At 69.8% G+C, this 20,710-nt stretch carries 22 protein-coding genes; 9 read left to right on the plus strand and 13 right to left on the minus strand.

Going from position 1 to position 20,710, the window contains the following annotated elements; all coding sequences use genetic code 11:
• Nucleotides 1-139: 139 nt before the first annotated feature.
• The 4 genes from AB0F44_RS25345 to ssd are packed head-to-tail and all read right to left on the minus strand — an operon-like array spanning nucleotide 140 to nucleotide 3,841.
• Nucleotides 140-856 carry a type II secretion system F family protein gene (locus AB0F44_RS25345; RefSeq protein ID WP_357359443.1) on the minus strand — a complete coding sequence of 239 codons (717 nt, stop codon included), beginning with the start codon at nucleotides 854-856 and terminating at the stop codon, nucleotides 140-142.
• A complete protein-coding gene (locus AB0F44_RS25350; protein WP_357359445.1) occupies nucleotides 853-1,626 on the minus strand; it encodes a type II secretion system F family protein in 774 nt (257 codons plus the stop codon). The genes AB0F44_RS25345 and AB0F44_RS25350 overlap by 4 nt, the downstream gene beginning before the upstream one ends.
• Nucleotides 1,623-2,789: a TadA family conjugal transfer-associated ATPase gene (locus AB0F44_RS25355; protein ID WP_357359446.1), complete on the minus strand. Its 1,167-nt coding sequence runs from the start codon at nucleotides 2,787-2,789 to the stop codon at nucleotides 1,623-1,625. The genes AB0F44_RS25350 and AB0F44_RS25355 overlap by 4 nt, the downstream gene beginning before the upstream one ends.
• Entirely contained in the window at nucleotides 2,786-3,841 is a 1,056-nt protein-coding gene (gene ssd / locus AB0F44_RS25360) for a septum site-determining protein Ssd (RefSeq protein ID WP_357359448.1), read from the minus strand. Before ssd ends, AB0F44_RS25355 begins: the two co-directional genes overlap by 4 nt.
• 124 nt (nucleotides 3,842-3,965) lie before the next feature.
• On the opposite strand from ssd, the gene AB0F44_RS25365 reads away from it, so the two are divergent.
• Complete coding sequence (locus AB0F44_RS25365; RefSeq protein ID WP_357359450.1) at nucleotides 3,966-4,760, plus strand: HAD family hydrolase; 795 nt, start codon at nucleotides 3,966-3,968, stop codon at nucleotides 4,758-4,760.
• Between the two features lie 286 nt (nucleotides 4,761-5,046).
• On the opposite strand, the gene AB0F44_RS25370 is transcribed toward AB0F44_RS25365, so the two are convergent.
• Entirely contained in the window at nucleotides 5,047-5,778 is a 732-nt protein-coding gene (locus tag AB0F44_RS25370; RefSeq protein WP_357359452.1) for an oxidoreductase, read from the minus strand.
• Between the two features lie 34 nt (nucleotides 5,779-5,812).
• Between AB0F44_RS25370 and AB0F44_RS25375 the strand changes: the two genes are divergently transcribed.
• On the plus strand, nucleotides 5,813-6,721 hold the full coding sequence (locus AB0F44_RS25375; RefSeq protein ID WP_357359454.1) for a class I SAM-dependent methyltransferase: 909 nt from the start codon (nucleotides 5,813-5,815) through the stop codon (nucleotides 6,719-6,721).
• Here AB0F44_RS25375 and AB0F44_RS25380 read toward each other — a convergent pair.
• Nucleotides 6,705-7,547, minus strand: a complete 843-nt coding sequence (locus AB0F44_RS25380) for a hypothetical protein (protein WP_357359456.1) — start codon at nucleotides 7,545-7,547, stop codon at nucleotides 6,705-6,707. The two genes, AB0F44_RS25375 and AB0F44_RS25380, sit on opposite strands and share 17 nt — an antisense overlap.
• Before the next feature lie 351 nt (nucleotides 7,548-7,898).
• On the opposite strand from AB0F44_RS25380, the gene AB0F44_RS25385 reads away from it, so the two are divergent.
• Nucleotides 7,899-9,098 carry a glycosyltransferase gene (locus AB0F44_RS25385; protein ID WP_357359458.1) on the plus strand — a complete coding sequence of 400 codons (1,200 nt, stop codon included), beginning with the start codon at nucleotides 7,899-7,901 and terminating at the stop codon, nucleotides 9,096-9,098.
• Between the two features lie 52 nt (nucleotides 9,099-9,150).
• Here the strand turns inward: AB0F44_RS25385 and AB0F44_RS25390 are convergent, their stop codons facing one another.
• From AB0F44_RS25390 to AB0F44_RS25400, 3 genes are all read right to left on the minus strand, one after another.
• Nucleotides 9,151-10,011, minus strand: coding sequence for a S1 family peptidase (locus AB0F44_RS25390; RefSeq protein WP_357359460.1), 861 nt, complete (start codon nucleotides 10,009-10,011; stop codon nucleotides 9,151-9,153).
• 209 nt (nucleotides 10,012-10,220) lie between these two features.
• Nucleotides 10,221-11,093 carry a S1 family peptidase gene (locus AB0F44_RS25395; RefSeq protein ID WP_357359461.1) on the minus strand — a complete coding sequence of 291 codons (873 nt, stop codon included), beginning with the start codon at nucleotides 11,091-11,093 and terminating at the stop codon, nucleotides 10,221-10,223.
• Between the two features lie 257 nt (nucleotides 11,094-11,350).
• Complete coding sequence (locus AB0F44_RS25400; protein WP_357359463.1) at nucleotides 11,351-12,223, minus strand: S1 family peptidase; 873 nt, start codon at nucleotides 12,221-12,223, stop codon at nucleotides 11,351-11,353.
• A 384-nt stretch (nucleotides 12,224-12,607) separates the two neighbouring features.
• Here AB0F44_RS25400 and AB0F44_RS25405 point away from each other — a divergent pair, with 384 nt between their 5' ends.
• Nucleotides 12,608-13,516 carry a hypothetical protein gene (locus tag AB0F44_RS25405; RefSeq protein WP_357359465.1) on the plus strand — a complete coding sequence of 303 codons (909 nt, stop codon included), beginning with the start codon at nucleotides 12,608-12,610 and terminating at the stop codon, nucleotides 13,514-13,516.
• Nucleotides 13,517-13,523: 7 nt separating this feature from the next.
• On the opposite strand, the gene AB0F44_RS25410 is transcribed toward AB0F44_RS25405, so the two are convergent.
• The gene (locus AB0F44_RS25410) at nucleotides 13,524-14,339 is read right to left on the minus strand and encodes a hypothetical protein (RefSeq protein ID WP_357359467.1); all 816 of its coding nucleotides are present in this window, start codon (nucleotides 14,337-14,339) and stop codon (nucleotides 13,524-13,526) included.
• A 52-nt stretch (nucleotides 14,340-14,391) separates the two neighbouring features.
• A complete protein-coding gene (locus AB0F44_RS25415; RefSeq protein ID WP_357359469.1) occupies nucleotides 14,392-15,165 on the minus strand; it encodes an IclR family transcriptional regulator in 774 nt (257 codons plus the stop codon).
• Nucleotides 15,166-15,315: 150 nt separating this feature from the next.
• Here AB0F44_RS25415 and AB0F44_RS25420 point away from each other — a divergent pair, with 150 nt between their 5' ends.
• Together AB0F44_RS25420 and AB0F44_RS25425 are read left to right on the plus strand one after the other, a co-directional pair.
• On the plus strand, nucleotides 15,316-16,146 hold the full coding sequence (locus AB0F44_RS25420) for a fumarylacetoacetate hydrolase family protein (RefSeq protein ID WP_357359471.1): 831 nt from the start codon (nucleotides 15,316-15,318) through the stop codon (nucleotides 16,144-16,146).
• A gap of 5 nt (nucleotides 16,147-16,151) precedes the next feature.
• Complete coding sequence (locus tag AB0F44_RS25425) at nucleotides 16,152-16,811, plus strand: maleylpyruvate isomerase family mycothiol-dependent enzyme (RefSeq protein WP_357359473.1); 660 nt, start codon at nucleotides 16,152-16,154, stop codon at nucleotides 16,809-16,811.
• A 3-nt stretch (nucleotides 16,812-16,814) separates the two neighbouring features.
• Here AB0F44_RS25425 and sigJ read toward each other — a convergent pair whose 3' ends face one another.
• Nucleotides 16,815-17,696 (minus strand): RNA polymerase sigma factor SigJ, encoded by an 882-nt coding sequence (gene sigJ / locus AB0F44_RS25430; RefSeq protein ID WP_357359475.1) that lies wholly within the window; start codon nucleotides 17,694-17,696, stop codon nucleotides 16,815-16,817.
• Between the two features lie 139 nt (nucleotides 17,697-17,835).
• Between sigJ and AB0F44_RS25435 the strand changes: the two genes are divergently transcribed.
• Nucleotides 17,836-18,288 (plus strand): carboxymuconolactone decarboxylase family protein, encoded by a 453-nt coding sequence (locus AB0F44_RS25435; RefSeq protein ID WP_357359477.1) that lies wholly within the window; start codon nucleotides 17,836-17,838, stop codon nucleotides 18,286-18,288.
• Between the two features lie 89 nt (nucleotides 18,289-18,377).
• Here AB0F44_RS25435 and AB0F44_RS25440 read toward each other — a convergent pair whose 3' ends face one another.
• Nucleotides 18,378-18,560, minus strand: coding sequence for a hypothetical protein (locus AB0F44_RS25440; RefSeq protein ID WP_357359478.1), 183 nt, complete (start codon nucleotides 18,558-18,560; stop codon nucleotides 18,378-18,380).
• A 202-nt stretch (nucleotides 18,561-18,762) separates the two neighbouring features.
• On the opposite strand from AB0F44_RS25440, the gene AB0F44_RS25445 reads away from it, so the two are divergent.
• Together AB0F44_RS25445 and AB0F44_RS25450 are read left to right on the plus strand one after the other, a co-directional pair.
• Nucleotides 18,763-19,530 (plus strand): hypothetical protein, encoded by a 768-nt coding sequence (locus tag AB0F44_RS25445; RefSeq protein WP_357359480.1) that lies wholly within the window; start codon nucleotides 18,763-18,765, stop codon nucleotides 19,528-19,530.
• Between the two features lie 16 nt (nucleotides 19,531-19,546).
• On the plus strand, nucleotides 19,547-20,632 hold the full coding sequence (locus tag AB0F44_RS25450) for a serine hydrolase domain-containing protein (RefSeq protein WP_357359482.1): 1,086 nt from the start codon (nucleotides 19,547-19,549) through the stop codon (nucleotides 20,630-20,632).
• Nucleotides 20,633-20,710: the final 78 nt, after the last annotated feature.

The raw sequence follows: 20,710 nt of genomic DNA on the forward strand, positions 1-20,710 counted from the left end.
CGTAGCCGAGCTCGCGTGCCGCCTGGCGGACCTTCTCGGCCACCGAGTCGCTGACACCGGGCGTCCCGCGCGCTCTCCGGACAACTCGGCCGACGCGGGTGACGTCTCGGCCGACCGGGGTGACGCCTCGGCAGGTGGGTCAGATGCCGAGGTTGGAGAGGAGGCCGCCGACGACCGGGACGACGCCGAGCAGCAGGAAGGCGGGGAGGAGGCAGATGCCGAGCGGGACGGCGGCCTTGACTCCCACCGCGCGGGCGCGATCCTCGACCTCCGCGCGGGCGTTTCTGGTCAGGTCGTCGGCGAGGCGCTCGACCGTCGTGGCGACCGGGGCACCGGTCGCCTGAGCTCGGGCCAGGGCCCGGCCCAACGGCGCCAGAGCGGGATCGTCCACCAGGGTGCGCCATGTCTTCTCCGGATCGGCTCCCAGACGAAGCCGAGAAGCCGCCGGCAGGAGTCTGGCGGCTGCCGGGCCGGGGAGCGCTGCCGCGACCGCCACCAGCGCCTCGGCAGGCGCCGCGCCTGAGGTGAGTGCGGCGGAGAGCAGGCGGACCAAGGCAGGCAGCTCGGCCTTCGCGGCCTCCCGCTCGCGCCGGACCTCGGCGGGCTCGACCCGGCCGATGACCAGCCAGCAGACGACACCCGTCGGAGCGGCGAGTACGGTACCCGCCGTGCCGCCGACGAACGAGTAGACGGCGCCAGCCGCGAGCAGCGCCAGCAACGGCCGCCAGCGCATCATCCAGCCGCCGGGATCACCTCGATCCGCAACGGCCGCGACCCTGCCGGGAAGTGGTGAGGCCGGCGCTGGCAGCAACGCTGCTGCCAGCCCGAGCGCGACGGCCGCGAGCCAGACGCTCATCTCGCCTCCACCCCACGCGCGATGCCCTCGATCCACCACAGCCCCAACCAGCCGAGCAGCAGTCCGAGACCGAGGCAGGCCAGGCCGACGGGCGAGCCGAAGAGGAACTCCAGCGGGTTGCCGCCGACGCCGCTCCCCATCGCCAGGGCAGCCACCGGCAGGCCCGCGATCAGGCGAGCGGTGGAGCGGGCCGATCCGAGCTCGCCGTCGACGACCCGCTGGGTCGCGGCCGCTGCCCGCAGGTCGAGCGCCACCCGGTCGAGCGCGTCCGCGAGACCGCTCCCGGTCTGGTGGGCGATCTGCCAGGCTGCGGCGACCACACGGAGCGATCCGGCTCCGGGAATCTCGGCGACCTGCCGCCAGGCGGCGGGGACGTCGGAGCCCATGCGCTGCGCCTCCGCGACCGGCTCGATCACCGGCCACTCCGTAGCGAGCTGCGTGAGCGCGGGGCCGGGTGGATGCCCGGCGGCCAGCTCGGCGGCCATCTGCTCGCAGGCCTCGACGACGCGGTTGGCCGTACGTCCCGCCTCGATCCGCTCGCAGCGGCGCCGCCACAGAGCGACACCGCCATAGGTGGCGATCCCGAGCAAGACAGCCGCGACGACCGCCTTGCCCGGGAAGACGATGGGGATCAGGGCGACCAGGAGGAATGACCACCGCGGCACCCGCCACGCAGGCGATCGTGATCCGACCGCGGCTCGTGGGCGGAGCATCAGCGCGGCGGCAGCTCCCGCCAGGCAGGCGACCAGCCCGAGGCTCAGCCCGCTCACCGCTCGGCTCCCAGCAGCGCCTCGAGCCGGTCCGCGGCCGGTCCGGCGATCACGCCGCCATCGGCGGCCACCGAGAAGGCGGTCTCCATCCGGACCAGCCCATCGGCTCCACGCAGAGGGACCGCGATCTCGGTCAGCACCCGGCGGCCTTCACGTCGCCGCAGGTGCACGACCACGTCCACACCGGAGGCGAACTGGCTGTGCGCCGCCTCCCTGCCGAGGCCGGCGGCGAGCGCCAGCGCCTCCACCCGCGCCGGGACGTCGGCGGCGGAGTTGGCGTGCAGCGTGCCGCAGCCGCCCTCGTGGCCGGTGTTCAACGCGGCGAGGAGGTCGACGACCTCGGCGCCACGCACCTCCCCCACGACCAGCCGGTCCGGCCGCATCCTGAGGGCCTGGCGGACCAGCGTATGGAGCTCGACAGCGCCCGCGGCCTCGATGTTGGCCGGACGCGCCTCGAGGCCGACCACATGCGGATGGTCCGGACGCAGCTCGGAAGCGTCCTCGACCAGCACCAGCCGCTCCTCCGGCGGCACCAGCGACAACAAAGACGCCAGCAGGGTCGTCTTCCCGGTGCCGGTGCCTCCCGAGACGAGAAAGGCGGACCGCGCCAGCACCAGCCTGCGCAACAGGTCTGCCACCACGGGAACGACCATTCCCGAAGCCTCGAGCTCGGAGAGGGTGAACGCCCGCGCCGAAGGCACCCGCAGCGAGATCACCGTGCCCGGTCGAGCCAGCGGCGCGAGCACCGCATGGAACCGGCTGCCGTCGCCCAGCCTCAGGTCGACGTAGGGCGAGGCATCGTCCAGACGGCGGCCGGCCCCCGCAGCCAGCCGCTGCGCCAGCCGCCGAACTGCATCGTCGTCAGGAAATGCGACCGGAGCGGGCTCCAGGCCGGCTCCACGGTCGATGAAGACCTGATCGGGCCCGTTGACCAGGACGTCGGTCACTCCCGGCAACCGCAGCAGCGGCTCCAACGGCCCCGCGCCGACCACGTCGCGGCGCAGCATCTCGAAGACCGCCAGCACGGTCGCATCACCGACGATCCGACCCTCCGCACGGAGCGCCTCCTGAACCCGGTGTGGGGTGAGTTCTCCCGGCGTACGCGCCAAGTGGTCGCGGACGAGGTCGACGACCTGGGGCGCGATGTCGACCGCGCCGATCATGCGGCCATCACCCCCGCGCCGACCCGGCAGCGCATCAACACCTCGGCCGCGGCACGAGCCAGCGGTGCCCGCTTCGAGCGGATCGGCCCCAGGCCCAGGTCGATGGCCTCCGAGAGCCCGCGCTGGTCGGACATCGACGCGATCACCGGGAGTCCGAGCGCACGCCCGACGGCCTCCGGTTCGGCCGCGCGGCCGCGTACGACGATCCGCACCCGATCCCGCTCGGGAAGGCGAGAGATCAGCCGGGCCGCAGACGCCGTGCCGGTGACATTCGCTCGAACGACGACGAGGACGATGTCGCATCCGGTCAGCAGCGCCTCGGCCCCGGCGTCCGACTCGCGTGGCAGGTCGACCACGACCAGGTCATGGCCGCGACGGGCGGCGGCGAGCACCTCGCGCACCACCTCCGGTTTCGGTGGCACCACATCACCACCTGGCCAACCCAGGAGGCCCAGCGACCCGACATGCGGCACCGCCTCACGCAGCGCCCGCGCTCCCAGCCGCCCGGCGGTCTGCCCGAGATCGCCCCAGGTCACCCCGGGAATCTCGTCGAGACCGAGCACCCGCCCGGCTCCCGGGCCGAGCCGGTCGGCGTCGATCAGCAGCGTCGACCCACGGTCGGCTCCCAGGCTGGCCAGGGCTGCGGCGTACGTCGTCGCACCGGCACCGCCCGATCCGGCCAGCACGCCGACGACCATGCCGTCGCCGCCCTCACCGTCGCTGACGTCGGCGAGCAGCCCGGCGACCACAGTCTCGGCCGACGGCAGCTCGAGCAGCGTCTCGGCGCCGATCTCCAGCGCGGCCCGGAGCAGGGGTTCGCCGGTCGAGCCCCAGCCCACGACGTACACCCCGTCTCTTCGGGGTGGGCGCAGCGACGCCACCTCCGCCAGGAGATCGGCGCCGACCAGGATCAGTGGTGGTCGTTGCCATCGACGCAGGGCGCCGACGGCATCGGGGCACTCCTCGACGGTGACGCCCGAGGCGGCGGCCAGACGAGCCGCCTCAGCGGCCAGCAACGAGTCCGAGGTGATGACGAGAGGTTCCGAGGTCATGGCAGCAGGATCCGCCGCGACGCCGACAATTCCACCCGCAAATCCGGAGCCTGTGGATAACCCGGTCCCGAACCCGCCCTGTGGATGGCGATCGGCCCACCCAACGGCCGTCTACGATGTGCCCATGACACGCATCGCTGCGTTCTTCGACCTCGACAAGACGATCATCGCGAGGTCGAGCACGCTTGCGTTCTCCAAGCATTTTCAGGCCGGCGGCCTGATCACCCGCGCGGCCATGATCCGCTCGGCCTACACGCAGTTCGTCTACGTCGTCGGCGGCGCCGACCACGACCAGATGGAGAAGATGCGCAAGTCGCTCTCCGAGATGGTCACCGGATGGGACGTGGCGACCGTCAAGGAGATCGTCGCCGACACCCTCCACAACGTGGTCGACCCGCTCGTCTACGAGGAGGCCGTGCAGCTCATCGAGCAGCACCACGCCCAGGGCCACGACGTCATCATCGTCTCCGCCTCCGGCACCGAGCTGGTCGAGCCGATCGGCGCGATGCTCGGCGCCGACCACGTCGTCGCCACCCAGATGAAGATCGAGGACGGTCGCTACACCGGCGAGATCGCGCTCTACGCCTACCGCGAGGAGAAGGCCCGCGCGGTCCAGGAGCTGGCCGAGCGCTTCGGCTACGACCTCGAGCAGTCGTACGCCTACTCCGACTCCGTCACCGACCTCCCCATGCTGGAGGAGGTCGGTCACGCGTTCGCGGTCAATCCCGACAAGGACCTCCGCAAGGCCGCCAAGGAACGGGGCTGGGACATCCTGGTCTTCAACAAGCCGGTCGCACTGCGCAGCCGCGTGCTCAGCCCGTCCACGCCGACCCTGGCCGCACTGGCCGTCGGGGGTGCCGTCGCCATTGCCGGCGGCGTCATCTGGGCGGGCACGAAGCGCCGTCGCCTCGGCGCCTGACCCGGCTCGAATTCAGAATTCTGCAGGAGCGACATGATCCTCCTCATCCTGCAGAAATTCCAGCCTTGTATCTGGCCGCCGATCAGCGTAGAAACAGAGGTGTAACAAGACGAACACGAGCGACAGGCACCCACGCGGCGATCCACCCATCTGATGGGGTGCTGTAGCCGGGGAGAAATCCCGACGCAGTGACCAGACCTTGCACGCTTGGTAACCAGAAACGCTCGTGTCAGCGGTGGCACCCGGTGCTCACAACCCACCGGGTGCCACCTGCTTTTGCCCTCGTCTACTCGGCCGCGTCCAGGCGCAGCGGCGAGGCCTCGGCCCCGGCGGCGTACGCCTCGGCCGCGTAGAGCAGCCACGAGTGCGCGCCCGCCTGGCCACCCTCGCGGAAGCCGCGCAGGTTCGACTCGTAGGCGGCCCGCAGCGCCAGATGTCCGGCCTCAGGCACGACCAGCGACTTCTCGTCCACGCCGCGCGCGACCAGGATGAGCCGCTCTGCGGCACGCGCGACCAGGCCGTTGTGGGACGCGAACGGAGCAGCGGTCGCCAGATCGGCGTGTACGAACGCCGCCACGACCAACGCCGGCGCGGACGTCGGGGCGAGCAGCAGATCGGAGAGACGCCGCAACCGCTCGGCCGAGTCGGCCGAGCGCGGCCGGCCCAGCTCCTCAGCGTCCAGCGAACCCGCCGCCGCCAGCGCGTGCAGCCGCGCGAATGCCTGCAGCGGCGCGTGCTTCACCACCGGCACCAGCGAGAGCAGCTCGGTCGAGAGCCGCACCGCGTCCTGCGCGATCGCGTCCCCGCCGGAGTCCCGCACCTCACCCAACGTAGAGCCGGATCCCTCCAGCACGGCAGAGGCGTGCGCACCACGAAGCAGCGACTCGGCGGTGTTCTCCGGAGACGTACGCCGCAGTCCCCGGTCACGCAGCATCACGTCGATACCGTCACGAGCTGCGGCGAACCCCGAGGCCACACCTTCGAGCGACACCAACCGGGCAAGCGGATCGTCCTTCACGCGTCAACCTTAAGCGCGCGTTACCCTGACCGAGATGACGGACCCAGCCAACCCCGATCCCGCGCGCTCCTTCGGAGGCGTGGCGGACAGCTATGACCGCGGGCGCCCGTCGTACCCGGTGGATGCGGTCAAGTGGCTGGTCGGGGAGGAGCCGTGCTCGGTCCTCGAGCTCGGAGCCGGCACCGGCAAGCTGACCGAGGTGCTCGTCGGCCTCGGCCACGACGTCTTCGCGACCGACCCGGACGACGCGATGCTCGACATCCTCTCCGGGAAGCTCCCGGACGTACGCGCCACCAGCGGCACCGCCGAGCAGATCCCGACCGGCGACAGCCTCTACGACGTGGTCGTCGTGGGCCAGGCGTTCCACTGGTTCGACCACGCCAAGGCGCTGGCCGAGATCGGGCGGGTGCTGCGTACGGACGGACGACTCGCCGTGGTCCAGAACGAGCGTGACGAGCGGATCCCCTGGGTGCGCAAGCTCGGCAAGCTGATCGGCAAACAGACTGGACTGACAGAAGAGGGCGGCTTCGACCCGGCGCCGATCCTCGACGACTCCGGGTTCTTCTCCGCCGTGGAGGCCCAGACGTTCCGGCACTGGCAGGTCGTCGACCGCCACTCGATCCAGGACCTGGTCCAGTCGCGCTCCAACATCGCCACCCTCCGGCCGGAGGCCCAGGACCAGAAGCGGCGCGAGGTGCTGGCCTTCTACGACGACTACGGCCGCGGCATGGACGGCATGCAGCTGCCCTACAACTGCCGTGCCTGGCGTACGCAGGTGCTCCCGCACGCGCAGCTCAAGCACACCGTCGAGGTCGTCGAGATGGAAGAGGAGGTGGAGCCGCAGGTGCCGCTGGCCAAGCGCACCGACACCGCCGTACGCCTCCCCCGCGTCATCACCGACCCCGAGAACGGCGACGACGACCTGCTCATCGACTTCCGGTGAGTGGGTCCCGCGGGCGCGTCGTGAGCGCGTCGCGCTCCGGGTCCATCAGGTCGAAGCTCTGGATGATCCAGAAGATCGCGAAGCAGGCCAGCAGCGATACCTCGGTCGCCAGCAGCCAGTACTTCCAGCCGGTCAGGCCCAGGACGATGCCGGCCGCCAGCAGCGCCACCATCGCCACGACCAGCGCCCAGTAGGTCTTGTCCAGCCGCGTACGCGCCTTGTCGGCCTCCTGCGCGATCTTCCGCACGCCCCAATCGGTGTTGAGCACGACCGCCAGCGCGAACGGAGTGAAGGTGAACAGCGCCGCGAGCCCGTGCGCCTTCGTCGCGAAGGTCTCCTGGTCGATCAGCAGCCAGCCCACGCCGACGACCCACGCCGCCGCGACGGAGACGAGGCCGATGGCGCCCCATCGCGAGGGCCAGGCGCCGGCGGCGGCGCGCTTGCGGAGCCCGAAGATCAGCACGACCACCCAGCCGATCGCCATCACCGCCAGATAGCTCCAGGCGTTGTTGACGATGGCGGCCTTGTCGATCTCCTGCCCGATCTCCGGGGTCGGCACGAAGCCGACCATCGGCGCCGAGAGCCCGGCGAGGTTGAGCGCGGTGTCCTCCGCGTCGGTATAGCCGCGCAGCACCACCAGGCACACGCCCAGCGAGCACAGCACCGCGGTGAAGACCGGGCCCGCCGGCGTGTAGTAATAGGACGAGATGGAGGTCTGCCACTCGCCGCTCGTGATCGTCTCGGCGCCCACCGAGATCGCCAGCCCCGCGAGCAGACAGCACAGAGCGAAACGGACATAGCGGTACGTCGTCACCTCGGTCGTCATACTTCCCGAACGTAGCGGGATCCGGCCACCCTCGGGGCCCTATTCGGCAGCGCGTCCGAGACCCGCGCCAATCGTTCACCGAACAATGTCGAGGAACGCATAGCGTGACGAACACCACATCGGATAACGTAAATCGAAGCCGGATCCCCGCCGGTTTCGATAAATCCTCCGTCGCTCCCTACGATGCGCGCGTGAAGATGACGATCAAGTGAAATCCTTCGCCCCGAGACGACGATGTCTTGGGATGCGCCCGCGGACGCGTTAGCGTCCGGACGAAGCCGCATATCTCTGCCGTAGCCCCACCACCATCACCGCTCGGGCGATGCCTCCTGCGGAAAAAGTGAGGTCGACATGTCCACCGTGACATACCTCGAGGACGGCCCTTCCGTCCTCTCCCTGTACGAAGGTTTCTTCGCCGGTGGCGCCCGGATCCTGCACACCGCAGTCGTCCGCGCGCTCGACGCCACCACGCCTCAGCGACACAGCGTGCTGAGCCTCAGCGACCGCGTACAGCGCGAGTTCACCGCGCAGCGGATCTCCTCCGACAACTCCTATCGCCGCCTGACCTCGGCCGGCGTGCCGGTGCGGGCATTGAGACGTACGCCTTCGGGCCCGATCACCACCAGCCAGCTCAAGCGCGTGGCGCAGTCGGTGGCGAAGGCAGACGTGGTGCTCTCCCTCAAGGAGCAGCCGCTCACGGTGCTGGGCAGGGTCGGCACTTCGGGGACTCCGCTGATCACCTGCCTGCACCGCTCCGACCCGGAACACCAGGGTGCCGGCGTGCAGGAGCTCATCGACCTCGACCGCGCCGGGCTGCTAACCGCGGCGGTGTGCTGCGCGGAGTCGACCCAGCGGGCCTACCACGAGGCGACCGGGATCCCGCTGGAGCGGCTGCCGGTCCTCCCCAACGGGGTCGACCTCTACAAGTTCCGCACCGACGCCGAGCTGAGGGCTGGCAAGCGGGCCGAGCTCGGGGTGGACGGCGACGCACCCGTGGTGATGATCGCGGCGCGCTTCGACGAGATGAAGAACATCCCGCTCTTCGTCCGGGCCGCGCGCCGGTTCGTCCAGGAGCACCCCGACGCCCACCTCGTCATGTGCGGCGCCGGGATGACCGCGGACAACCCGGCCTTCGCCCAGCTCATCAACGACGAGCTCGGCTCGTGGCCGGCGCTGGAGACCAACCTGCACGCGCTCGGGATCCAGAGCCAGATGGCGCCGCTCTACAACGCCGCCGACCTGATCACGCTCACCTCGGCATTCGGCGAGGCTGCCCCGCTGTGCCTGCTCGAGGGGATGGCCTGTGGCGCGGTCCCGGTGACCACGCCGGTCGGCGACGCTCCGGCCATGGTCGGTGACCTCCGCCTGGTCTCGAGCTTCGACCCGGCCGAGATGGCCGAGTCCTGGAAGGCCGCCTTCGCTCAGCGCGAGGAGCACTTCGAGCGGATCTTCCGCAACCGGCAGCGCCTCTCCGAGCAGCGGCTCTTCGATGCGTACGCCCGGCTCATCAAGGACTCCGCCGACTCGGCACTCATCCCGGTCGCAGTCTGAGACGATCGCTGGTCGAGCCCCATGATCGGGGCTCGACCAGCGGTCGGGCGGATCAGTAGATCGTCACGCCGTAGGCGTTGACGGCCTCACGAACGGGCTGGAAGAAGGTCGTTCCGCCCGTCCTGCAGTTGCCGGAACCACCCGAGGTGATGCCGAGGGCCTTGGTGCCGTCGTAGAGCGCGCCGCCGGAGTCGCCCGGCTCGGCGCACACGTTGGTCTGGATCAGGCCGCTGACCCGGCCGGAGCCCTGGTAGCGGACGGTGACGTTGAGCGCCTGGACGGTACCGGTGTGGACGCCGGTGGTGGAGCCGTCGCGGGTGACCTTCTCACCGACGTACGCATCGGCGACCGAGAAGCCGCCGGGGTGCGAGAGCGCGGGGTTGTCATAGCGGACCAGGGCGTAGTCGTTGCCCGGGAAGCTCGAGGAGACCGACGGGCCGATCAGGGTGGACTGGGCCGAGTTGGCGTACCAGGTCGGAACCTCGTCAGCGCAGTGACCGGCGGTGATGAAGTAGTAGCTGCTGCCGCTCTGCACGTTGAAGCCCAACGAGCAGCGGTAGCCGGAGCCGTAGATCGCATCGCCGGCGCCGAGCAGCGTGGTGAACTTGCCGGCGGTGCGGTTGATCGTGAGCGCGTCGGCGTCGGCACCGGCGGCCTTGGTGACCTTGGCGAGCTCTGCCTTGGAGACGGTGGAGTCGGCGGTGACGACGACCTTGCCGGTCGCTGCGTCGGTGTACCAGGCGATGCCGGACACGGCTGACTTGTCGACGGCGGAGTTGACCGCTGCCAGCGCCTTCGGACTGAACTCTTTGTGATCTGGTGCGGCGACAGCCGGCGTGGTGGCAGCTGTGGCTGCCAGGCCAAGACCGGCGAAGACTGCGGCCAGACGGGTGCGGGACGTGGTGAACCTCATGTGTTCCTCCTACGAACGACCAGGCACCCGCGTGGTTGCAGGCGCCAGGAGTACCCGACCACCGCGATGTGCCCGAGCACGCCTTCTCGGGAGTATGTCGGCGGGTCGATCGGTCGGCTATGCGAAGGAAGAAAATTTCACCACCAGGCGGAAATCATTACCAAATAGGGCGAAGTGGTCTGAACCACTTCGCCCCATTCGAGCTGATATCAGTAGATGTTGACGTCGTACGCGTTGACGGCCTCGCGGACGGGCTGGAAGAAGGTGGTGCCGCCCGAGTCGCAGTCACCGGAGCCGCCCGAGGTGATCCCGAGGGCGGTCGAGCCGGCGTAGAGCGGGCCGCCGGAGTCACCCGACTCGGCGCAGATGTCGGTCTGGATCATGCCGCGAACGGTGCCAGACCCGCGGTAGCGGACCGAGACGTCGAGCGCCTCGACCCGGCCGGAGTGCACGCCGGTGGACGAGCCGTCGCGGGTGACCCGCTGGCCGACGCGCGCGTCACCGACGGAGTAGCCGCCCTGGTGGGTCAGCGACGTGTTGTCGTAACGCACCAGCGCGTAGTCGTTGCCCGGGAAGCTCGACTTCACCGTCGGTCCGATCCGGGTGGTCCGACCTGAGTTCGTGTACCAAGTCCCCACCTCTTCGGCGCAGTGGCCGGCGGTGAGGAAGTAGTGGGTGCCACCGCTGCGTACGTTGAAGCCGACCGAGCACCGAACGCCCTCGCCGTAGATGGCGTCGCCGGCGCCGAGGAACGGCTTGAACTCGCCCTTGGCGCGCTTGATCGTGATCGCGTCGGCATCGGCGCCGACGGTCCGGGTCAGCTTGCTCAGCGCGGACGCGGGGACGGTGGAGTCAGCGGTCACGACCACCTTGCCGGTGGCCTCGTCGGTGTACCAGGCGATGCCGGACAGCGCGGACCTGTTGACCGCGGAGTCGACGGCGGCGTAGGCAGACGCCAGCGCATTGGCGCGGGCCCCCGCCTCGGGGGGTGCGGCGACCGCCGGCGTGGCCGCGGCGGTAGCCGCCAGCCCTAGACCGACCGCTGCCGCGAGCAGCCGGCTGCGTGACCTGGTGAGCCTCATGCGTTCCTCCTGGGACGACCAGGCGCCCGCTTCGGTAGCGCGCGCCACGTGCACGACCACCGCGATGTGCCCGAACACGTCACTGTGAGTATGTCGTTGTCGACACCTCATCGGCCAGTCGTCGGCAAAAAACTTTCGCAGTTCGATCAAAATTCGTACGCCGCGGGGCAAAGTGGCTCAAACCACCTCACCCCGCGGCGTACCTGTGATTGATCAGCTGTGCTTGATCAGCCGGGGCTTGATCAGTCGGGGCTTGATCAGTAGATCGTGGCGCCGTACACGCTGAGCGCCTCGGTCACCGGCTGGAAGAAGGTCGTCCCGCCGGTGGAGCAGTTGCCGCTGCCGCCGGAGGTCAGACCCAGCGCGGTCGAACCGGAGTAGAGCGCGCCGCCGGAGTCACCGGGCTCGGCGCAGACGTTGGTCTGGATCAGGCCGCTGACGGTTCCCTCGGCGTAGCGGACGCTGGCGTTGACCGCCGTCACGGTGCCGGTGTGGACACCGGTGGTCGAGCCGTCACGGGTGACGCTCTGGCCGACCCGAGCGGTGCCCGCGGTGAAGCCACCGGTCTTCGAGATGGTCGAGTTGTAGCGGACGATGCCGTAGTCGTTGCCCGGGAAGCTCGAACCGGCGGTCGAGCCGAGAAGCGTGGTGTTCGACGAGTTGGCGTACCAGGTCGAGACGGCGTTGGTGCAGTGGCCCGCGGTCAGGAAGTAGTCGGCGCCGCCGACCTTGACGTTGAAGCCGAGCGAGCAGCGGGAGCCGCCGCCGTAGATGGCGTCGCCAGGGCCGATGAGCGGGCTGAACTCGCCCTTGGTGTGCTTGACGGTCACGGCCTCGTCGCCCTGGCTCGTCTTCTCGGCGGCGGCCTCCTTGACCTGGGCGATCTCGGACGCGGACACCGTCTCGTCGACGGTGACGACGACCTTGTTGGTGGCCGGGTCGGTGTACCACGACGAGCCGACCGGGGCGGACTCGGCGACAGCCGACTTGACCGACGCGACCTCGGCCTTGCTGAACTCGGCGTCCGCGGCGGCAGCCGGGACGGCGACGGCGGCGGAGGCCGCGAGACCCACACCCGCGGCAAGCGCGGCGATCGTGCGGGGACGGAAGGTGGTGCGTTGGAACCTCATACGTCTCCTCCTGGGGGAAAGGCCCACGTGTTGCGGGCTTCCGCCCCCGAATCCACGGGTTTCGCGGCTTACCGGGGGCGGGTAACTGAGTTTCGTGTTCTTTCCCAATTCCCGCACCACATTCGATTCCCCAAGAATCTGCATTGCAAAGACTCGTTCTTCGGATTCTTGCAATGCAGCAACACGCGATTCCGCAGGGTTTTCGGCACCTCGCCCGCAGAAGAGGATTGGGTAAGCATTGCCAAGTTGTAGGTGCCCGGGTCGCGGGCCGCGTACGGTGGGTATCCGTGTTCATCTCGCTGCACGAGCGGGGATTCGGGCGGTATTTCGTCCGTCTTCCAAACCTTCGGCGTGGCGACCGTTGATAGATGGTAGACAAACCCCATGCCGTATCCGCCGCCCCCAGGCTCCCCCGGTTCGGGCGCGCCTGACGAGGAGCCGCAGAAGCAGCCTGCCCCTTTCGACTACAACGAGCGCCTGATCGGGCTCTCCGAGGAGATCGGCGGCAACCGGCCGGCCTTCAACGCCCGCAAGGAGCGCGCCGCCCAGGGCGGCCCGCTGCGCCAGGTGCTGACGATCGCTGTCTCCCTCGGGCTCGTGGTCGTGTGCGGGGTCGTCGTCTACGCCCTCTTCACCCGCGGGGACGACGCGGCCACGACCGCCGGATCGCCGACCGCGAGCGACACGCCGTCGGCCGGCAGGACACCGAGCGAGTCGCCGAGCCAGGGCGGCGGAAGCACTGACGTCGGCGGCGAGTCCAGCGGCAAGCCCGCCTGGCCCGGCACCAGTTCCCCGGCCGACCCGAGCGACGGCGCCACCACGTCGCGCTCGACCATCGGTCCCGAACACCTCTCCAAGGCCGACGTCCCGCGCCCCTGGGAGTTCACCTACGGCGACGTCACGCTGAAGGCCCGCTACCTGAGCGGCAAGGACTACTCCGGCTGCAAGGCGACGCTCAAGCCAGCGATCCGCGATCTCGGCTGCGACTACGCCGTCCGGGTCTCCTACAAGGCTCAGCGGGGCAACCTGCGGATGACCCACTTCATCTACGACTTCAGCACCGTCGAGGCCGCAGGCAAGGCCGCCACGAAGATCGAGCCGGAGCACGTGATCCCGCCCAAGGAAGCCTCCCTGCCCAGCTACACCCAGGGCTGGTTCAAGGTGAAGGACTACGGCAAGTACGTCGTCTACACCATGGTCACGGCCAGCGACGGCATCACCGTGGCCCAGGGCAAGGAGTACACCTCTTACGGCAACACCGACCTCGGCGCGGAGATCCTCTTCCGGATGTGAGCCCGGCTCAGGGGGTCGCCTGGTCTCCTGCTTCGGGTGAGGCTCCCACTGTGGGCGAAGGCTGGGTCGAGGCGCTGCCGCTCTCGCTCGGCTGCGCCGACGGCGTGGCGCTCGAACCGGTCGAGGTCGACGGCTCGGCGCTCGGCTCCTCCGGCGCGGCCGACTCCGACGGCTCGGCCGACTCCGAGGGCTCGGTGCTCGTGCTCGCGGATTCCTCCGGAGACGCGGTGCTGCTCGGCGACGGATCCTCGCCTCGCGGCTCGTCGCCCTTCTCCGAGCCGCCGCCGGTCACCCGGGAGATCGTCGTGCCGCCGTCTCCGCCGCGCGTGATCGAGCTGACGCTGCGTCCGGCCAGCAGCTCGAAGACGGTGATCACGGCGATCACGACCACGAACATCGCCAGCGAGAGCAGCGCGATCCGCTTCCAGGGCAGCGTCTTGAGGCGCTCCTGCCACGACGGCATCGGCTCAGCGTCGCCGTCCTCGGCCATCTCCGCCGCCTCGGCCACGGAATCCGAAGCCGGCTCGGTCGCGGGCTCCGAGCCGCTCCGTACGCCGGCAAGCCCGGCCGCCCGCCACCGGGCCAGGGCCTGGACGCTGGTCACCTTCTGGTGGCTCTTCGCAAGCCACTGGGAGTAGAGGTTGGTGCCGACCGTGGCCGCGACGCTGCCCATCGCCGCGCCGACGAGGGTCCCGACGGCACCGAGCGTGGAGAGCAGCAGGGCGGAGGTGACGGCAGCGAGGGCGCCTGCGGAGGTCGCGATCCAGTCGATGCGCGTTGGTTTCGTTTCTCGGGAATCGCTGGAGGGCGGGGTGTTGCTCATTGGGCCCAGATTAACTCGCGACCCGAGGCTACCGGCACCAACTTGACGCAGATCACCCGTGGATCAGGTCACGCTCCAGAGCCGCTGCGCCGGACATCAGGGTGGCGACGACGCTCGGCAGGGACTCCTTGTCGTAGCGGACGCTGGGCATGGAGATCGACATCCCCGCGACGACGTCGCCCCCGGCGCCACGGACGGGGACGCCGACGGCGACCACGCCACGCTCGGAGCGGCCGTCGTTGAAGGCGAAGCCGTTGCGGCGTACGCGCTCGAGCTCGGTACGCAGCGTCTCGATGTCCGGGCGGTCGGTCAGGTGGTCGGCGTACCTCTCCCGGGAGTAGATCGAGGCGAGCTCGTCGTCGGAGATCTGGGCCAGGAGCAGGAGGCCGGCGGTGGTGCGGTGGGCGGGGAAGACCATGCCCTCGCGGGAGCCGACCTTGAGCGACTGGGGCGACTCGACCGAGGCGATGAACCGGCAGGTGTCGCCGGTGCGTACGGCGACGTTCGCGGACTCGCCGAGCAGGTCGACCAGGCGCTGCAGATGCGGGAGCGCCACCTGGCGGAGCCGGGATGCGGTCGAGCGGGAGTGGGCGGCCAGCTCCAGCACCGGTCCGGCGCGGTAGACCTTGTCCTCGTCCTGGACCGCGAAGTCGCGGTAGACCAGCATCGCGAGCAGCCGATGGGCGGTGGAGCGAGCGACGTCGAGCCGAGCCGCTGCCTCCGAGACGGTCATGCGGCCTTCGACCTGAAGGATCGCCGCCAGCTTGAGTGCGTGGTCGACGCTGGTGATCGCATACGGGGGCCGGGTCTTGAGCGGCTTGTCCATCCCACCTCTTCCTGATCACACCAAACCTGGCATCTATCGCTCGCCTTCGCAGGAGATTGAGCGAGCTGGGGAGGCGCTGTGACAATGGCCACGTCTTCGAGGCGATGCGTCCCGACCGCACCCAGATCGACAAGTGAGGAACACCAGACGATGAAGCTCGCCACCATCCGTACGGCCGAGGGGACCCGCGCGGTCAGGCTCGACGGAGACCAGCACGTCGACCTGGGCTACGCCTCCTTGGGCGAGCTCCTCGCCGAGGAGGACTGGGGCTCTCGGGCGGCCTCGACAGGCTCGACGACCTATCCGGTCGAGGCAGCCGACTTCGCGCCGGTCGTCCCGCAGCCCAGCAAGGTCGTCTGCGTCGGGCTCAACTACCGCAGCCACATCGAGGAGATGGGCCGCGACCTGCCCGAGTACCCGGTCCTGTTCGCGAAGTTCGCCGACACGCTCACCGGCGCGAACGACGCGGTGACCAAGCCCGCCGAGACCGAGCAGCTCGACTGGGAGTGCGAGCTGACCATCGTGATCGGCAAGACGGTTCGGCGCGCGGACGAGGAGCAGGCCACAGCCGCGATCGCCGGCTTCACCGCCGCCAACGACTACTCCGTCCGCGACTGGCAGTTCCGCACCCGCGAGTGGCTCCAGGGCAAGATGTGGGAGGCCACCACGCCGGTCGGCCCCTACCTCGTCACCCCTGACGAGCTGCCCGGGGGCGTACGTCCGGAGCTGGCCGCGCGGCTGACCGTCGACGGCGTCGAGAAGCAGAGCGCGAACACCTCCGACCTGCTCTTCGACCCGGTCGACCTGGTGCGCTACATCTCCACCATCACCACGCTCCGCCCCGGCGACCTGATCCTCACCGGCACCAACGGCGGGGTCGGGCATGCACGCGCGCCGCAGGAGTTCCTGTGGGGCGGCGAGCGCGTCGAGATCACCATCGAGGGGATCGGCACCCTCACCAACACGATCGTGAAAGGCTGAACGCGATGTCCGTCCTGATCGGCACCACCCCGACGCGTACGTTCGACGACTCCCGCCGCTGGGTCACCGAGGGCACCGCCCTGCTGACCGGCGCGATCGACGGCCTGGATCCTTCGGCCTTCGACGGTGACTCGCAGCTGCCGGGCTGGACCCGCAAGCACCTGGTCGGCCACGTCGCCGCCAACGCCGACGCCCTCGGCAACCTGATCTCCTGGGCAGAGACGGGCGTGGAGAAGCGGATGTACGCCTCCACGGAGCAGCGCAACGCCGACATCGAGGCGGCCGCGACGCGACCGGCCGAGGAGCTCCGATCCTGGTATCACCGCGGCGTCGCAGAGCTCGATGAGGCCATGGACAGGCTGACCGCCGAGCAGTGGGAGCACGAGGTGATCACCGCCCAGCTCGTCACCCGCAAGGCCAGCGACGTCCCATGGATGCGGGCCCGAGAGGTCTTCGTCCACGCCGTCGATCTCGGCGTCGGGATCACCTTCGCCGATCTGCCCGACGACTTCCTGCTCGCGCTGGCCGACGAGATCCGTACGAAGCGCGGTCTCGCCGACGACGACCTGATCGGTGTCGAGGGCCCGCTTCCCGAGGTGGCCGCCTGGCTCGCCGGGCGACCGCACGACCTCATGGACGCGCCGACGCTCGGGCCGTGGCTCTGATGATCAGCTCCAGCGGGCGAGCTTGTCCGGGTTCAGGACGATCCAGACGTCGGTGACCCGGCCGCCGGCGACCCGGAGGTTGGCGACGCCGCGGAGAGCGCCGTCCTCGAGGAACGTGAACCCGAGGCCGTCGGCGGTGGCCTCGGTGCGGATCGCCCAGGTCGGCCGCTTCGTGAGTACGCCCAGCAGGAACCGCGCCACCTTCTCCGGCCCCAGGATCGGGTTGAGGGCCGCACTGACGCGGCCACCGCCGTCGGAGCGGAGCGTGATCGACGGGTCGAGCAGCGTCACCAGCCGGCCGAGGTCGCCGCCGGCGGTGGCCGAGACGAACGCGCGGACGACGTCGTCGTGCTCCGGCAGCGGAGCGACGTCGTCGCGCTGCTGGGCGACCCGGCGACGTGCCGAGGCGGCGAGCTGCCGCACCGCGGCCGGTGAGCGGCCGACCACACCGGCGATGTCGCCGAACGGGACGGCGAAGATGTCATGGAGCACGAACGCAACCCGCTCTGCCGGAGTCATCGCGTCGAGCACGACGAGCAGCGCGGTGCTCACCGTGTCGTCCAGGGTCGCCCGGTCGGCCGGATCCTCGGGGGCGGCGAGGAAGCCCGGCCGGACCGGCTCGGGCAGCCACGGGCCGACGTACCTCTCCCGGCGGCTGCGTGCCGACTTGAGTACGTCGAGGCAGACCCGGCTGGTCACGCGGCTCAGCCAGCCGGAGGGATTGTCGATCGCCGCCCGCTCGTCGTCGGAGAGGCGGTACCACCGCAGGTAGGTCTCCTGGACCGCGTCCTCGGCCTCCTCGACCGTGCCGAGCAGGCGGTAGGCGAGCGCGATCAGACGGCGGCGCTCGACCATCACCTCGCCCAGGTCGTCCATGTCAGGCATCGTGGCATCTCCTCCGCGGTTCACCCAGTGTGACGAGCCAGACATCGCGATTGTGAGGTGGCGACCTCACAATCGCATCCGCCGCCTCGTCAACCTGACGAGTGCCCGCGCTGTGGCGGGCCAGACCCGAAGGACCCCGATGCTCGCCAACGTCAACGTGACCAAGCTGTTCCCCGCTGCGTACAAGGCCCAGATGGCCGTCGAGGAGGCGGTCGAGGAGGCCATCACCGTCGCCGGCCTCGACCGGCTCACCGTCGACCTGGTCAAGCTCCGCGCCTCCCAGATCAACGGCTGCGCCTTCTGCCTGCGGATGCACACCCAGGACGCCATCAAGAACGGCGAGACCGCCGACCGTCTCGCCCTCGTCGCCGCCTGGTGGGAGTCGCAGTACTTCACCCCCGAGGAGCAGGCCGCCCTCACCATCGCTGAGCAGATCACCCGCATCGGCGACCTGCACACCGCCGCCACCCCCAAGGTGGACGTCGAGAGCATCCTCGACGACAAGCAGATCGCCGCCCTCACCTGGGTCGCGATCTCCATCAACGCCTGGAACCGCATCGCGATCTCCAGCCACTACCCGGTTGCCCCGTGATCGGGAGGGTGTGAACGAGATAGTCCGGGACGTTTCTGCCTATTACCTGCGGGTATAGGGGCGGAAACGTCCCGGACTACTTCCGGCTGCTAGCGATTGCTGTCGCGGCCGAGCAGGTAACCGACCGCCAGCGCGACGATCGCCAACGCCACCGGATAGCTGTGCAGGAATGACCGGAAGATCACGTCGGCCATGAGACCGAGCAGCTCGAGGATCACCCAGATCGCCAGGACCGCGCCGGCCGCGATGAGGAACTTCCATTTGGTCTCCATCTACTGGCTCACGTAGAAGTCGGCGGACGTGGTCGAGCGAGCGCGCATGGGGATCCTTTGTGCGGAGCGTGATGGGCCGAGATGGCGCCCACCCGTTGGCGCATCGCAGAAAGTAGCAGCGGTTGTGGGGGCGTACGAGAGAATCGTGGAACCGCGTGGGAACGTTTCTCCTACGTGAATCTTTACTCGGCCAGGGGGTCCGATGACTACGCCGACACCACCACCGCCGCCGGACGGGTACGGGGCGATGCCTCCTGCGCCGAACCTCCAGCCCGGGACACCAGCTGGCTGGCCGCCGAACGAAAATTCGTTCGGCGCGGGAGGGCCACCGCCGCCGGAGAAGCCGCACAACCCGTGGCCGATCGTCATCGGGCTCGGGGCGATCGCTGGGATACTGATCATCGGCGTGATCATCACGGCCGCCATCGTCGTTCTCCGCGGTGAGGAGGACCCGACGGCGAAGCCGGGACCGCTGACGGTGACGGCCACGCCGAGCACGTCGGCCGCCCCTGTCCCGGGCGGGCTGGCCGCGGACCTGTTCGAGGGTGACTGGAAGTTCAAGCTCGGCGACGTGAGCATGAACGCGACGTACGTGGCCGCTCAGGACTATCCGGACTGCGGGCCGATCGCGTCGGCGGCCCTGGAGAAGAAGGGTTGCGGCTACGCCGCGATGGGGATCCACGACGCCGAGGGCGGCAAGCTGCGGATGCTCCGGGTGATCTACGTCTTCGACAGCGAGGCGGAGGCGACGGCGGCCGCGGAGTCGGTCAAGGAGACCGACTTCGACCTGCCCACCGGCAGCCTCATCGCGGACGACGTGATCGGGAAGTGGGTCGCCAAGGACTCCTCCAAGGCGGTCGTCGTGGGCTTCGTGACCGCACAGAAGGGCGTCCCGGAGGCGACCGTCGACGACTACCTCCACTACGGCACCGCCGACATCGCGGGCGCCCTGATCTTCATGGACCTGTAGGCCGGACGAGGCGGCGATGACCCTCCAGCACCGGATCCAGTACGTCCTGGACGAGCTCGTCGCCAGCGGGACAGAGACCGGCCTGCAGGTCGCCGTCGACCACCGCGGCCACCGGGTCGTGGACGCTGTCGCCGGTGTCGCCGACAGCCGGACCGGGCGGCCGGTCGGCCCGGAGACGCTGTTCTTCAGCCTCTCCACCGGCAAGGGGATGGCCGCGTTGATCGCCCACCTCCTGGTCGGCAACGGCCTGGTCGGCTATGACACCCCGGTCGCGGACGTATGGCCGGAGTTCGGGGTGTGCGGCAAGGAGTCGGCGACGCTGCGTCACGTGCTGACCCACACGGTCGGCGTGCCCGCGATGCCAGGCGGACTCGGACCCGGCGACCTGGGCGACTGGTCCCGGGTCTGCGCGGCGATCGCCGTGGCCGAGCCGCTGTGGCGACCGGGCACCCGGACCGGCTACCACTCGTACACCTTCGGCTTCCTGGTCGGCGAGATCGCGCGCCGGGTCACCGGAATGCCGATGAGACGGCTGCTGAACGACTGGGTCGCCACACCCCTGGGGGTCACCGGTGAGCTGTACTTCGGCGTCCCACCGAGCGAGCTCAACCGGCTCGCCCGGCTCGAGGACGCGGCGCCGCCGACACCCGAAGCCCCCGAACCGGTCGGCGTCCTGGCGCCCTGGGAACGACAACCTCGGGCGTCGATGGGCAACGACCCTCAGCTCCTCCAGGCCGACATCCCGTCGGTGGGCACCTTCACCGCACGTGGGATCACGACCGCGTACGCCGCGATGCTGGACGGCCGACTGATCGCCCCGGACCAGCTCGAGGAGCTGTCGGCGATCGCCTTCGAGGGCATCGACCAGGTCTTCGGCAACCCGGCCCGGCTGGCTCTGGGTTATCCGTTGGGCCGCATCGGCGCCACGGCCGGCGAGGCACCGACCGCGCTCGGCTGGCCCGGCGGAGGGGGCAGCTACGCGTACGCCGATCCGGCCACCGGGATCTCGTTCGCCGTCACCAAGAACCGCCTCACTCCCGACTTCAGCACCGCCCAGCGCCTCGCGGACCTCGTGACCGCCGAGATCGGGCCGCCGGCCTGACCCGTCGCCGGAGTTCACCCGAGGTTTCTGAGTATTCGAAAGCGTTTGGTTCGGCGCACATGGCGGACTCATACCGTC

This window comes from Nocardioides sp. NPDC023903, from assembly GCF_040639295.1.
GTDB lineage: Bacteria > Actinomycetota > Actinomycetes > Propionibacteriales > Nocardioidaceae > Nocardioides.

Bases quoted from the DNA above. Each gene is read 5' to 3' on its own strand.
- sigJ (WP_357359475.1), bottom strand. From the start codon at position 17,696: ATGCCTGACATGGACGACCTGGGCGAGGTGATGGTCGAGCGCCGCCGT.
- AB0F44_RS25395 (WP_357359461.1), bottom strand. From the start codon at position 11,093: ATGAGGCTCACCAGGTCACGCAGCCGGCTGCTCGCGGCAGCGGTCGGT.
- AB0F44_RS25420 (WP_357359471.1), top strand. From the start codon at position 15,316: ATGAAGCTCGCCACCATCCGTACGGCCGAGGGGACCCGCGCGGTCAGG.
- AB0F44_RS25440 (WP_357359478.1), bottom strand. From the start codon at position 18,560: ATGGAGACCAAATGGAAGTTCCTCATCGCGGCCGGCGCGGTCCTGGCG.
- AB0F44_RS25345 (WP_357359443.1), bottom strand. From the start codon at position 856: ATGAGCGTCTGGCTCGCGGCCGTCGCGCTCGGGCTGGCAGCAGCGTTG.
- AB0F44_RS25375 (WP_357359454.1), top strand. From the start codon at position 5,813: ATGACGGACCCAGCCAACCCCGATCCCGCGCGCTCCTTCGGAGGCGTG.
- AB0F44_RS25380 (WP_357359456.1), bottom strand. From the start codon at position 7,547: ATGACGACCGAGGTGACGACGTACCGCTATGTCCGTTTCGCTCTGTGC.
- AB0F44_RS25410 (WP_357359467.1), bottom strand. From the start codon at position 14,339: ATGAGCAACACCCCGCCCTCCAGCGATTCCCGAGAAACGAAACCAACG.
- AB0F44_RS25405 (WP_357359465.1), top strand. From the start codon at position 12,608: ATGCCGTATCCGCCGCCCCCAGGCTCCCCCGGTTCGGGCGCGCCTGAC.
- AB0F44_RS25400 (WP_357359463.1), bottom strand. From the start codon at position 12,223: ATGAGGTTCCAACGCACCACCTTCCGTCCCCGCACGATCGCCGCGCTT.
- AB0F44_RS25425 (WP_357359473.1), top strand. From the start codon at position 16,152: ATGTCCGTCCTGATCGGCACCACCCCGACGCGTACGTTCGACGACTCC.
- AB0F44_RS25445 (WP_357359480.1), top strand. From the start codon at position 18,763: ATGACTACGCCGACACCACCACCGCCGCCGGACGGGTACGGGGCGATG.
- ssd (WP_357359448.1), bottom strand. From the start codon at position 3,841: ATGACCTCGGAACCTCTCGTCATCACCTCGGACTCGTTGCTGGCCGCT.
- AB0F44_RS25365 (WP_357359450.1), top strand. From the start codon at position 3,966: ATGACACGCATCGCTGCGTTCTTCGACCTCGACAAGACGATCATCGCG.
- AB0F44_RS25385 (WP_357359458.1), top strand. From the start codon at position 7,899: ATGTCCACCGTGACATACCTCGAGGACGGCCCTTCCGTCCTCTCCCTG.
- AB0F44_RS25435 (WP_357359477.1), top strand. From the start codon at position 17,836: ATGCTCGCCAACGTCAACGTGACCAAGCTGTTCCCCGCTGCGTACAAG.
- AB0F44_RS25415 (WP_357359469.1), bottom strand. From the start codon at position 15,165: ATGGACAAGCCGCTCAAGACCCGGCCCCCGTATGCGATCACCAGCGTC.
- AB0F44_RS25450 (WP_357359482.1), top strand. From the start codon at position 19,547: ATGACCCTCCAGCACCGGATCCAGTACGTCCTGGACGAGCTCGTCGCC.
- AB0F44_RS25355 (WP_357359446.1), bottom strand. From the start codon at position 2,789: ATGATCGGCGCGGTCGACATCGCGCCCCAGGTCGTCGACCTCGTCCGC.
- AB0F44_RS25390 (WP_357359460.1), bottom strand. From the start codon at position 10,011: ATGAGGTTCACCACGTCCCGCACCCGTCTGGCCGCAGTCTTCGCCGGT.